Annotated in this window: 12 protein-coding genes; 2 read left to right on the top strand and 10 right to left on the bottom strand. The window is 69.4% G+C overall.

The features are described from left to right. Nucleotides 1-756, top strand: coding sequence for an endonuclease VIII Nei2 (gene nei2, locus ACZ50Z_RS00060; RefSeq protein ID WP_464481707.1), 756 nt, complete (start codon nucleotides 1-3; stop codon nucleotides 754-756). On the opposite strand, the gene ACZ50Z_RS00055 is transcribed toward nei2, so the two are convergent. After that, on the bottom strand, nucleotides 753-1,670 hold the full coding sequence (locus ACZ50Z_RS00055; RefSeq protein WP_464481706.1) for an extracellular catalytic domain type 1 short-chain-length polyhydroxyalkanoate depolymerase: 918 nt from the start codon (nucleotides 1,668-1,670) through the stop codon (nucleotides 753-755). The genes nei2 and ACZ50Z_RS00055 overlap by 4 nt on opposite strands. 191 nt (nucleotides 1,671-1,861) lie before the next feature. On the opposite strand from ACZ50Z_RS00055, the gene ACZ50Z_RS00050 reads away from it, so the two are divergent. Then, nucleotides 1,862-2,221: a DUF732 domain-containing protein gene (locus ACZ50Z_RS00050; RefSeq protein ID WP_464481705.1), complete on the top strand. Its 360-nt coding sequence runs from the start codon at nucleotides 1,862-1,864 to the stop codon at nucleotides 2,219-2,221. A gap of 314 nt (nucleotides 2,222-2,535) precedes the next feature. Here ACZ50Z_RS00050 and ACZ50Z_RS00045 read toward each other — a convergent pair whose 3' ends face one another. From ACZ50Z_RS00045 to ACZ50Z_RS00005, 9 genes are all read right to left on the bottom strand, one after another. After that, nucleotides 2,536-3,543, bottom strand: coding sequence for a magnesium transporter CorA family protein (locus tag ACZ50Z_RS00045; RefSeq protein ID WP_464486016.1), 1,008 nt, complete (start codon nucleotides 3,541-3,543; stop codon nucleotides 2,536-2,538). Nucleotides 3,544-3,555: 12 nt separating this feature from the next. Continuing rightward, a complete protein-coding gene (locus ACZ50Z_RS00040) occupies nucleotides 3,556-4,704 on the bottom strand; it encodes a PPE family protein (RefSeq protein WP_464481704.1) in 1,149 nt (382 codons plus the stop codon). A 133-nt stretch (nucleotides 4,705-4,837) separates the two neighbouring features. After that, complete coding sequence (locus tag ACZ50Z_RS00035) at nucleotides 4,838-5,974, bottom strand: PPE family protein (RefSeq protein WP_464481703.1); 1,137 nt, start codon at nucleotides 5,972-5,974, stop codon at nucleotides 4,838-4,840. 225 nt (nucleotides 5,975-6,199) lie between these two features. Next, nucleotides 6,200-7,006, bottom strand: coding sequence for an MBL fold metallo-hydrolase (locus tag ACZ50Z_RS00030; protein WP_464481702.1), 807 nt, complete (start codon nucleotides 7,004-7,006; stop codon nucleotides 6,200-6,202). Nucleotides 7,007-7,055: 49 nt separating this feature from the next. Next, a complete protein-coding gene (locus ACZ50Z_RS00025; protein WP_464486015.1) occupies nucleotides 7,056-7,346 on the bottom strand; it encodes a CDGP domain-containing protein in 291 nt (96 codons plus the stop codon). A 67-nt stretch (nucleotides 7,347-7,413) separates the two neighbouring features. Next, complete coding sequence (locus ACZ50Z_RS00020; protein WP_464481701.1) at nucleotides 7,414-7,563, bottom strand: hypothetical protein; 150 nt, start codon at nucleotides 7,561-7,563, stop codon at nucleotides 7,414-7,416. Further along, nucleotides 7,560-8,420, bottom strand: coding sequence for a pseudouridine synthase (locus ACZ50Z_RS00015; protein ID WP_464481700.1), 861 nt, complete (start codon nucleotides 8,418-8,420; stop codon nucleotides 7,560-7,562). The genes ACZ50Z_RS00020 and ACZ50Z_RS00015 overlap by 4 nt, the downstream gene beginning before the upstream one ends. After that, the gene (locus ACZ50Z_RS00010) at nucleotides 8,417-10,171 is read right to left on the bottom strand and encodes a glycerol-3-phosphate dehydrogenase/oxidase (protein ID WP_464481699.1); all 1,755 of its coding nucleotides are present in this window, start codon (nucleotides 10,169-10,171) and stop codon (nucleotides 8,417-8,419) included. Before ACZ50Z_RS00010 ends, ACZ50Z_RS00015 begins: the two co-directional genes overlap by 4 nt. A gap of 126 nt (nucleotides 10,172-10,297) precedes the next feature. Continuing rightward, nucleotides 10,298-11,722: an NAD(P)H-quinone dehydrogenase gene (locus ACZ50Z_RS00005; RefSeq protein ID WP_464481698.1), complete on the bottom strand. Its 1,425-nt coding sequence runs from the start codon at nucleotides 11,720-11,722 to the stop codon at nucleotides 10,298-10,300. Nucleotides 11,723-11,797: the final 75 nt, after the last annotated feature.

The raw sequence follows: 11,797 nt of genomic DNA, 5'->3' as shown, positions 1-11,797 counted from the left end.
ATGCCCGAAGGCGACACCGTCTGGCACACCGCCGCCGTGCTGCGCGAGCACCTGGTCGGGGGCACCCTGACCCGTTGCGACGTCCGGGTGCCGCGGTTCGCCACCGTCGACCTCACCGGCGAGGTGGTCGACGAGGTTGTCAGCCGCGGGAAGCATCTGTTCATCCGGGTGGGGCGGGCCAGCATCCACTCGCATCTGAAGATGGAGGGCAGCTGGCGGGTCGGCGCCCGCCCGGTGCGGGTCGACCACCGGGCGCGCATTGTCTTGGAGACCGGCACCGTCCGGGCCGTCGGCGTCGACCTGGGCGTGCTGGAGATCCTGGATCGCGACCGGGACGGCGAGGCCGTCGCGCACCTGGGACCCGATCTGCTGGGCGAGGATTGGGACGCCGCGCGGGCCGCGGCGAACCTGACGGCCGATCCGCGGCGGGCGATCGCCGAGACGCTGCTGGATCAGCGGGTGCTGGCCGGGATCGGCAATGTCTATTGCAACGAACTGTGTTTTGTCAGCGGGCATCTGCCCACCGCGCCCGTCAGCGCCATCGCGGATCCACGCCGACTGGTCTCTCGCGCACGAGAAATGCTGTGGCTCAATCGTTTTCGTTGGAATCGCTGCACCACCGGCGACACCCGCAGCGGGCGCCAGCTCTGGGTCTACGGGCGCGCCGGGCAGCGCTGCCGTCGCTGCGCGACGCAAATCAAGGTCGACGACACCAAAGAGCGGGTGGCCTACTGGTGCCCGTCGTGTCAGCGCTAGTCCCGTGCGTGCGCGAGGAAAAACTGGGCGATGGCTTCCGACCCGTCCAGCGCGTGCGTGGTGGGTCCGATGACGGCCGCGGGCAGGTATTGCTTGCCGCCCGGCCAGGTGTGCCCGCCCTTGTCGACCTTGTAGAAGACCACCTCGGTGGACGCCGAGCACGACGCGGAGACGAACCGGCGGACGACCGTGCCATCCCGGACGTCGGGCAGCACCTCCATCGACGGGTCGCCCGTGCACCCGTCCGCCGCACGCCACTTCGCCACCATGGCGTCGGCCGAGATGGAATGGCTGAGCCCGCCGCGGCCCCGGACCGCGCCGCCCTTGAAGGGCACCAGCGGGTCGGCGGTGCCGTGGGCTTCCCACACCGACACCGGCCGAGACGGGTTGCACGCCACGCCCACGCCCAACGTTCCGGCGACCGGCGCCGCCGCGGCGAAGACGTCGGCGCGATCGCAGGCCAGCCGGTTGGACATGAAGCCCCCGTTGGACATCCCGGTGACGAAAACGTGTCCGGGCGCGATGTTGTAGTCGTTTTGCAGCTTGCCCACCAACCCGACCAGGAAGGCCACGTCGTCGATGTGGCGGCGATCCGCGGGCGACGCGCCGCGGCCGTCGGCCCAGCTCTTGTCGTACCCGTCGGGGTAGACGACCAACAGGTCGTGGGCGTCAGCAACGGAGTCGAATCCCGTCAGCGCGCGCTGGGCGATCCCGGTTCCGCCGCCCCCGTGCAAACTGAGCACCAGACCGATGGGGTCGCCCGCCGGCACGTGCAACATGTAGGTTCGGTCCATGCCGCCGGATCGGAACGTCCCGGAAACGTCGCGAGCGCTTGCCGCCGACACGTGCCGGACCCCGCATCCGACCACACATATCGCCACCACAGCGAGCCACAACCATCGCGCGTTCGGCATGTTGTCAGGGCGCCGGCGGCGCGGCGACGGACAGACGCCGGTTACGCGGCGCCGAAGACGGAGCAAACATTGATGTGGCACGGACCGCATTATGCGTGTTACCCCCTCGGGTAACGCCGCGGCGTGCGAGCATTCGAACTGGCCCCGCCTTCAGCAAGCTACGGCTCTTCTGTTCCACGGGAGTATCACAAATGACGAGCACCCAGATCCGCAAGCCCGGCCGGGCGCGGTCGCTCTTGGCGATCGGCGCCGTGCCGGTAGCCGGGCTACTCGGCGCCATGGCGACACCGGCGAGCGCGCATGCCACCTCCGCCGATGACGCGTTCCTCGCCGCGCTGAAAGCCAAGGGGATCAACTTCGAGTCTCCCGAGGCGGTGGTCAACTCCGGTCACACGGTGTGCCACGAACTCGATTCGGGCCAAACGCCGGAACAGGTCGCCAACAACGTGCTGTCCAGTAGTTCGCTGGACAGCTATCACGCCGGTTACTTCGTCGGCGTCAGCATCAAGGCGTACTGCCCCAAGTACGCGGCGGCGGCATCCGGGTCCTGAAATTTACAGCCGGTTGACAGTCTGGTGACCAATTCGCGGCTAAAGTTGGAACATCCGAAACTAATGTGACGAGCACAAGGCCAAAATGATTCCGAAACTTTTGGTCGGTGTTGCGGGTGTTGCCATCGTTCTTGGCGCTTCCGGCTGGACCGCAGCATCGGCCAGCACCGACCCTAATCCCTTCAGTCATCTCAGCTGCGCCTGCAAGGAGTCAGATCCGCCAGGCAGCCCCGCCCAGCGGGACAAAATCAGCACGGGCATCCAGCACGGTCTTTCCGCCTCACCACCCGTCGCGCAGTGACCGCCTCGCGGGCCTAGAGCCAGTCGCGACGTTTGAACATCACGTACAGCACCACCATCAGAACGGCGATCACGCTGGTGCTGGCGGCGAATCCGGCCGCCGTACCGAAGCCCGGGTAGGGAACGTTCTGCCCGTAGAACCCGGTGATCGCCGTCGGCACGGCGATGATGGCCGCCCACCCCGTCAGCTTCTTCATGACGGTATTCAGCCGGGCGTCCTGCAGCGACAGGTTGGTCTCGAAGATCGTGGTGATCATGTCGCGCAACGACTCCGTCCATTCGGACACCCGCAACACGTGGTCGTAGAGGTCGGCGTACAGCGGGTCGAGCTGCCGGTCGGTGCCATCCGAAATGCGGTGGTGCTGAATCGAATTGACCACCTCGCGCATCGGTAGCGCCACGCGCCGCAGGTTCACCAGGTCTCGGCGAAGCCCGAAGGTGCGGCGCTGAAAGTCGCCCCTGCGCGAGGTGCCGTCGAACAGTTCGTCCTCGATGGCCTCGATGCCGTCGTCGAGGGCCTCGACGGCGGCGAAATGGCTGTCGACCACCACGTCGAGCAGGCCGTGCACCAGGGCGCCGACACCGTAGGCCTGACCGCCGATCTCCTGCCATCGCCGAGACACCTGCGCCATGTCGAAGTCGGGCGTCAGGCGCACGGTGATCAACCCCTGCGGCAGCACGAACGCCGAAATCCGGTGCATTGACAGCGTGCGAACGCGGGCGTCGACGACATTCGTTGCGCCGCAGTCAATCTCGGCGGCGTAAACGGTGAAGAAGGTGTGGGTTTCGTAGCCGGTGGATTTCACCCGTTCGGCCGCCGCCACGGCGTCTTCGACCGCCCAGCGGTTGAGGCCGAGTTCGCCGGCCAGGCCGCTCAGGGTGTCGTGGTCGGGATTGCACAGGTCGGCCCACACGAGGGTGTCGCGCTCGGTGAGGTAGGTCGAGATTTGGTCGAACTCGAAGTCGTCCTGCGCCTTGCCGGCGCGCCACACGCGGCCCTGGATCTGCGGAGCGGTCTGCACCACGCGATCTTCTCAGCCGGCCGACGGCGGACGGTGCATCACGGTGCCCGGAAGCTCCGCGCCGTACTCGATGTCGTCGTAGTCGCGGCCCTTGCGCCGGCGCCCGCCGCTCGCACCCCGGCCCGGGCGCACCGGTGCCATCGGGAGCATGGGTGGTTGCGCGCCGCCCGGGGGAAGCGGGGAGGCCGCCGAGGCGAGCTGCACCGGCGCCTGCGACGGCGCCAGCATCCCCACCGTCGCGGGCGGCATCGTCAGGTGGCCCAACGCTATTCCCACACCCAGCGTCGCCCGCGGCGCCAGGGACGATCCCGCGGCGCCGATCGCGCTGACGAGTCGCGTCTCCGCCGACGCCAACGCCGCGGCTCCGTCCGCCAGCCCCGGAGCGATATCCTCGCCCAACGACTGAAACGCGTGGGCGGTGGCCAATTGCGCCCACACACCGAGGATGTTGACGGGTACCCCGCTCGCGATGAATTGGTTTCCCCAGGTGCTCCAATACCCGAACCAGCCCTCGTTGGGGTCGAAAGCGTCTGCGGCGGTTGACCCTTGGCTGATCGAGTCGGCGGCCAGGATTTGCGCCCCGGAATTGCTCGTGGTCGTCGCCTGCATCACGGCGGCCTGTGTCGTTGCCCCCGACGGGTTCGCCACCTGGGGCGGCGGTGAGAACTGGGGCAGTTTGACGGCGCCCGCCGAGGTCGCGGCGTAGCGATACATGGCGGCCGCGTTGTTCACCCACATCGCGTGGTACTCGGCCTCGGTTTCGGCGATGGCCGGGTAGTTGACCCCGAAGAAGTTGGTGGCCAGCAGCATCGCCAGGCGCGCCCGGTTGGCGGTGACCAGCGATGGGTGAACCACCGTCCAGTGGGTCCATTCGAACGCCGCGGCAACGACTTCCACCGACGCGGCGGTCTGCTGGCACTGCTGCGCGGTGAGCCGCAACCAGGCGAGATAGGGCTCCAGCGCCTGGGTCATCGCCGTCGACGACGGACCGTGCCACGTCGTGGACAGCCACGACAGCTCCGCGGTGTAGCTGCTGGCCGATTGCTCGAGCTCGGCGCTCAATTCGTGCCAGAAGCCGGCGGCTTCGATAAGTGACCAAGCGCCGGGTCCGGAGTGGATCAGCGCCGAGATGATCTCGGGCGGCAGTATCCCAAAATCCATGAACCTTTACCTTGGGGAAGAAGGGGGTGGGGCGAACGCCGCGCGTGGGCGCTGGTACTGGTCGCCTTTGACCGATTGGGCCGGCCTGGTGGATGTGAGCGGCGCTCGCGGTGGCGCGACGCCAACGTCAATGTCATCCGGCCGACGGATTTCGAGGCATCACTTTGCCTTTGACCTCGCGGCCCACGGCAACGTCCTCGTACTTTTGCTGTTTACGTTTTCGCCAGCCGGTGCCCGCCGAGGCGGTCGGCGGCGGCACCATCATCGGCATCATGGGAAAGCCCGTTTCGGCGGCGGGCAGCGGGGAGGCCGCGGACGCGAGTTGCACCCCGGTCGGCGTGCCCGGCAGCAGGCCCACCACGGCCGGCGGCGCGGTCAGCTTGCCCAGCGAGACGCCGACGCCCAACGCGCCGGTCGGCGCCGAGGCCCCCGCGCCGATGCCCTTGATCGCGTTGGCCAGCGTGGCCGAGCTCAGTCCGAGGCCCTCGGACAGGCCCGAGCCGATGTCGCCACCGACGGACGCCACTCCTTGGGCGGTCGCCAACTGCGCCCAGACGCCGAGCATGTTGACGGGGAAGCCGGACGAGATCTCCTGGTTTCCCCAGGTGCTGAGCCAGCCGAACCAGCCGCTGTTGGGATCGAAGCTGCCAAGACCGTTGAGAGCGTCTCCCACGTTCGACCCACCCGAGCCGGAGTCCAAGAGGTTGGCGTTCATCACCGCGGCCTGTTGGTTGGCCGTTCCGTCGGGAGTGGTGTCGGGAAGCGGCGAGGTGAACCGGGACAGCTGCCCCGTCGCCTGCGACGTCGTCGCCTGATAGCGGGTCATCGCCGCGGCGTTGTTCGCCCACATGGTCTGGTATTCGTTTTCGGCCTCGGCGATCGCGGCGGTGTTGGTGCCGAACCGGTTGGTGGCCAGCAACTGCCGCAGGCGGGTGCGGTTGGCCGTGACGATCGAAGGATGAACCACGGTGGACCGGGTGGCGCTGAACGCGGTGGCCGCGGCCTCCGCCGAGGTGGCCATCTGCGCGGACTGCTGCGCGGTCTCGCGCAGCCACAACAGGTACGGCTGGACGGACTGCAGCATCGCCATCGCGGACGGGCCGTCCCAGGATTCGATGAGCGAGGACAGCGTGGAGGCATAGGTGGAGACCGAATTCTCCAGCTCGACGGCCAGGCGCTGCCAGGCGCCGGCGGCCTCGATCAGCGAGCCCGCTCCGGGCCCGGTGTGGATGAGCGTCGAGGTGACCTCGGGGGGTGCTAGTAGATCCATCACGTCTCACAATGCCCACGCTGAGAACGCCTCAGCAAATTTCCGTTAACCAGGCCGCGAAAAAGCCCCAAACTCTTCTACATCGGTGCCTGCCACCTGCGCTCGGTTACCTCCCAGTTCGACCGCGGGCCGCTAGGACACCCTATACCCCCAGCAACGAACCCTCCTCCCATTTAGTTGACCAGGGGCTATGCCCCCACCGCTCACCGGAAGTGGGGCCCGCTATCACACGGTGACCGACGCCCCCCGGTTCACCGTGACGATCCGGTCGCCCAGGCCGCGACGCTGCATCTCCCGGGTGAAGTCGGCCAGCGGCGACGCAAACACCGCGTAGTCGTCGAAGTGCACCGGGACGGCCTTCAACGGGCTGAGCATCGCGACGAGTTCGGCCCCCTGATGGCCGTCCATGGTTACGGTCAGCCCGAACGGAAGCCGCGGGCCGGCCGGCAGCCGGGTGCCGCCGAGGTGCAACATGCCCACGTCGATCGGGTCGAAACGCGCCGGAATCTCTTTCAGCTCCTCGATCAGCAGCGTGTCCCCGGAGATGTAGAGCCGGCGCCGTGGCGAGCCGTCGGCGCCGCCGACCTCGAGCATGGTGCCCATCACCGGCGGCAGCAGGCGTTGGCTCCAGCCCGGTGCGTGGCGCCCGGGCAGCGACGTCAGCGTCAGCGCGGTGTCGCCCTTGGTGATCGTGTGCTGCTGCCAGGTGTGCAGGCCGCGCGCCTGCGCGAAGCCGCGGCGGTGCAGGCGTTTGGCCGCGTGCGGCGTCGTGACGACGGGCAGGCCGTGGTCGAGACCCCGCTGCGACACACGATCCCAGTGGTCGCCGTGCAGGTGGGAGAGCACGATCGCGTCGACGGGCGGAAGGTCGTCGATGCTCAACGCCGGCTCCTTCAGGCGCTTGGACACCAGCCCGTGGCCGAGGTAGGCGCGTTGCCCGCGGTGCAGGAAGTTCGGGTCGGTCAGCAGCGTCAGCCCGCCGACGGAGATCAGCGTGGTGGCGTTGCCGACGAACGTGACGGTGATGTCCATAGGCGCGGGCTACCCGATCCCGGCTGGTCCATGCCGCGGGTGGCCCGGGTCAGTCGATGTGCGTCGGCGGGTCGGCGAACGCGAAATCCGTGGGGCGCTGGTCGGGACCCATCACGTCGCAGTGGTTGTCGGGCACCAGGTAGGAACTGGCGCCGTTGGGAATCAGGCGGGTGACGGCCACGCAGCGCTGCCAGGTGCCGTCGGGCTGGACGGGCCCGTCGCACTTGCTGAGAACGCCTCCCCCGTACTGGCAGCCGGCGCCGGCCGGTGGCGCCCCCGCGATGAGCCCGGCGGCCATCAACAGGGCCGCCGCCGATCCCGAAACGATGCCGCGCTTTATGGTTGCCTCCCGACGACCAAACCAGCAGACACGACGCTACCGCGTAGGCGGGTGTTTTGCTCACGGATCAGCGCAGGGTGCGGTCGGTCTTGGTGACGCAGCGGTAGAGCTCCTCGCGGTAGGGAACCGCGGTGGCGGCGACGACCCCGGCGCCGACCTCGCGCCCGCTGTCCTCGGCGGTGCTGACGTCCGGGCTCAGGGGCAACCAGGCCCTCACGGTCCGGCTCGGCGGCTGACGAACGTGCGACGCTCCCCGCCGCGCGGGTCGGTGAACTCGATGCGCTGCGCCAGCAATCGCAGCGGCGTGCTGAAGTCATCGGCAGCGACGTCAATCACGTTGGGGTACAACGGGTCCCCCTCGATGGGTATCCCCAGCGAGGCCATGTGCACGCGCAGCTGGTGGGTGCGTCCGGTGCGGGGGGTCAGACGGTAGAGGCCGTCCGCGGACACCAGCTCCACCAGTGTCTCGGCGTTGGGTGCACCCGACTCGCAGACGGCCTGCAGCTGACCCCGGCGCTTGGCGATGCGGCTGTGCACCACGCGCGGCAACCGCAGCGCCGGGTCGACGGCGGCCCGGGCCAGGTACGTCTTGCGCACCAATCCCCGCGCGAACAGCGTCTGGAATGCGCCGCGCACCTCGCGGCGCGCGGTGAACACCAGCACCCCGGCGGTCAGCCGGTCCAGCCGGTGCGCCGGGCTCAGCTCGGGCAACCCGAGCTCGCGGCGCAGCCGCACCAGCGCGGTCTGCGCGACGTGGCGTCCCCGCGGCATGGTGGCCACGAAGGGCGGCTTGTCGACGACCACGAGGTCGTCGTCGTGATGGAGCACCGGGATCTCGAACGGCACCGGCACCTCGTCGGGCAGCTCGCGATAGAGGTAGACGCTCGCCCCGGCGGGCAGCACGGTGGCGGCATCGATCACCGAGCCGTCGGCGCCCACCACTTCCCCGGCCAGCACCTTGGCGCGGGCCCGCGCACCGAACCGGGCGGTCAGCTCGGCCAGCACCGGCCCGCCGTGCAGCCGCACCCGCGCCGGGCCGAGCCCGTCGCGCACGGGAAGCGGGGCGGGCCTCAATTGAGCGGGACCGGCTCGAGGATCTCGGCACGCGCCTCGGGGGCGCTGGCCCGCAACTCGTCTGCCGAAACGTCGTCGGGCTGGGCCTGGGACAGCACCTCGGCCTCCACCCGGGCGGTGTAGTTGGCGACCTCGCGGTCGATGTCGGCCGCGGACCAACCCAGCACGGGCGCAACCACATTCGCGACCTCGCGGGCGCAGTCGACACCGCGGTGCGAGTATTCGATGGAGACGCGCATCCGGCGGGCCAGGATGTCCTCCAGATGCAGGGCCCCCTCGGCGGTCACGGCATACAGCGCCTCGACCCGCAGGTAGCCCGGCGCCTCCTTGATCGGGTTGAGCAGGTCCGGGCTTCCGTCCGCCACCGCCAGCACCTCACCGATCAGCGACCCGTAACGGTCCAGCAGGTGGCGCACCCGGTAGGGATGCAGCCCCTGCAGCTCGGCGACGTGCTCGGCCTGGTTGATCAGCGCGAAGTAGCCGTCGGCCCCCAGCAGGCTGACCTTCTCGGTGATCGACGGCGCCACCCGGGCCGGAATGAATTGGGCCGCAGCATCAATCGCGTCCGCGGCCATCACCCGGTAGGTGGTGTACTTGCCGCCGGCGATGGCCACCAGGCCCGGCGCGGGCACCGCCACGGCGTGCTCGCGGGACAGCTTCGAGGTTTCCTCGCTCTCCCCCGCCAGCAGCGGTCGTAGCCCCGCGTACACCCCGTCGATGTCGGCGTGGGTCAGCGGGATGGCCAGCACCGTGTTGACCGTTTCCAGGATGTAGTCGATGTCGGCCTTGGTGGCCGCGGGGTGCGCCAGGTCGAGATCCCAGTCGGTGTCGGTGGTTCCGATGATCCAGTGGCTCCCCCACGGGATGACGAACATCACCGACTTCTCGGTGCGCAGGATGATCGCGACGTCGCTGACGATGCGGTCGCGCGGCACCACGACGTGCACACCCTTGGAGGCGCGCACCTGAAATCTCCCTCGCTGCTTGGACAATGCTTGGATCTCGTCGGTCCACACCCCGGTCGCGTTGACCACGACGTGGCCGCGGACCTCGGTGACCGCGCCGTCCTCGGAGTCGCGGACCCGCACCCCGGTCACCCGATCGCCCTCGCGCAGCAGGGCGACGACCTGGCTGGAGGTCCGCACCACCGCGCCGTAGTGCGCGGCGGTGCGCGCGACGGTCATGGTGTGCCGGGCGTCATCGACAACCGTGTCGTAGTAGCGGATTCCGCCGATCAGCGAGCTGCGCTTGAGTCCCGGGCTCAACCGCAACGCGCCCGCGCGGGTCAAATGCTTTTGCGCAGGAACGGATTTCGCGCCGCCCAGCCGGTCGTAGAGAAAGATGCCGGCCGCGATGTAGGGGCGCTCCCACACCCGGTTGGTCAGCGGGAACAGGAACGGCATCGGCTTGACCAGGTGCGGGGCCAGCGTGGTCAGCGACAGCTCGCGCTCGTAGAGCGCCTCGCGCACCAGGCCGAACTCCAGTTGCTCGAGGTAGCGCAGGCCGCCGTGGAACATCTTCGACGAGCGGCTCGAGGTGCCCGAGGCGAAATCGCGGGCCTCCACCAGCGCCACCTTGAGCCCGCGGGTCGCGGCGTCCAGCGCGCAGCCCGAGCCCACCACGCCGCCGCCGATCACCACCACGTCGAACTGCTCGGCGCCCAGCCGTTCCCAGGCCGCCCGGCGGTGCTCCGGACCCAGCACGGACACCGGCGAGCTTCGCTGGGTGGACGCGTGGATCGGATCAGCCACGACCTGGGCTCCTCACTGAAGAAACTCCCTCGGTTACTCGTCAGTAGGGACGTGCTGCACCCAAGGCTAGCCGCTGTCGACGGCGGCGACCCGCTGCGCCCGGCTGCGCCGCGCTGGCGATCACCGCTAGTCGAGGTCGTCGTGCGCCATCAGGCGCCGGGCGGCCTCGGTGATCGAGCCGGACAGCGACGGGTACACCGCGAGCGTCTGTGCCAGCTCGTTGACGGTGATGCGGTTCTGCACGGCCACGGCGATCGGCAGGATCAGCTCGGAGGCGATGGGCGCCACCACCACCCCGCCGATGACCACGCCGGTGGACTTGCGGCAGAACACCTTCACGAAACCCTGCCGCAGCCCGGACATCTTCGCGCGCGCATTGGTGCGCAGCGGAAGCATGATCGTGCGCGCCGACACCGAACCGTCGTCGATCATCGTCTGCGGCACGCCGACGGCGGCGATCTCGGGGCGGGTGAATACCGTCGCCGCCACCGTGCGCAACCGGATCGGGCTGACGCCCTCACCCAGCGCGTGATACATCGCGATGCGGCCCTGCATGGCGGCGACCGAGGCCAGCGGCAGCAGGCCGGTGCAGTCACCGGCGGCGTAGATCCCGGGCACCGAGGTTCGCGACACCCGGTCCACGGTCAGGTAGCCGCCGCGGTCCAGCTCGATGCCGACCCGCTCCAGGCCCAGGCCATCGGTGTTGGGCACCGAACCGATCGTCATCAAGGCGTGGCTGCCCTCCACGGTGCGCCCGTCGGTCAGGGTGACCAGCACGCCGTCCCCGGTGCGGGTGACCGACGCGGCGCGGGCGTTCTTCACCAGCTTCACGCCGCGCTCGGAGAACGCCGCCTCCAGCACCCGGGCGGCGTCGGCGTCCTCGTACGGCAGCACCCGGTCGCGGCTGGCGACGACCGTCACCGGCACACCCAATTCGGTGTAGGCGTGCACGAACTCCGCGCCGGTGACACCCGACCCGACCACGATCAGGTGCTCGGGCAACGCCTCCAGGTCGTAGAGCTGGCGCCAGGTCAGGATGCGCTCGCCGTCGGGCTGGGCCGACGGCAACACCCGCGGGCTGGCGCCGGTGGCGATCAGCACCACGTCGGCCTCGTACTCGCTGGTGCTGCCGTCCTCGGCGGTCGCCTTGATGTTGTGGCGGGCCAGCCCGGGCGTGGGGTCGACGAGCTCACCGCGGCCGGCGACCACGTGCACACCCACGCTGAGGAGCTGGTCGGTGATGTCGGCCGACTGGTCGGTGGCGAGCTGCTTGACGCGGGCGTGGATCTGTCGCAGCGAGAGCTTGGCGTCGTCGATGTCGATCTCGAACCCCAGCCGCGGCGCCCGGCGCAGCTCGGTGCGCAGCCAGGTCGACGCGATGAACGTCTTGGACGGCACGCAGTCGTCCAGGACGGCGGCCCCGCCGATGCCCTCGGAGTCGATGACGGTGACGTGGGGAGGATCGAGGTGCCTAGCAGGTAAAGCGGCGGCCACCAGCGCGGCTTCGTAACCGGCCGGGCCGCCACCGAGGATCACGATGCGGGTCGCCACAGCCCTAACCTAACGAAGCCGGCCGCACCCCGCCCAACGCTCGGGGGAAGACCGGGCCAGCCCGGACGTCTAAGC

This window comes from Mycobacterium sp. NTMscope_MAC_269 (assembly GCF_976985695.1).
Note: the sequence above shows the minus strand (reverse complement) of the source record. Positions and strands in the feature narration are given on the sequence as shown.

Excerpts from the sequence above, each read along its gene's own strand:
- nei2 (WP_464481707.1), top strand. The coding sequence starts at position 1 with ATGCCCGAAGGCGACACCGTCTGGCACACCGCCGCCGTGCTGCGCGAG.
- ACZ50Z_RS00055 (WP_464481706.1), bottom strand. The coding sequence starts at position 1,670 with ATGCCGAACGCGCGATGGTTGTGGCTCGCTGTGGTGGCGATATGTGTG.
- ACZ50Z_RS00050 (WP_464481705.1), top strand. The coding sequence starts at position 1,862 with ATGACGAGCACCCAGATCCGCAAGCCCGGCCGGGCGCGGTCGCTCTTG.
- ACZ50Z_RS00040 (WP_464481704.1), bottom strand. The coding sequence starts at position 4,704 with ATGGATTTTGGGATACTGCCGCCCGAGATCATCTCGGCGCTGATCCAC.
- ACZ50Z_RS00035 (WP_464481703.1), bottom strand. The coding sequence starts at position 5,974 with ATGGATCTACTAGCACCCCCCGAGGTCACCTCGACGCTCATCCACACC.
- ACZ50Z_RS00030 (WP_464481702.1), bottom strand. The coding sequence starts at position 7,006 with ATGGACATCACCGTCACGTTCGTCGGCAACGCCACCACGCTGATCTCC.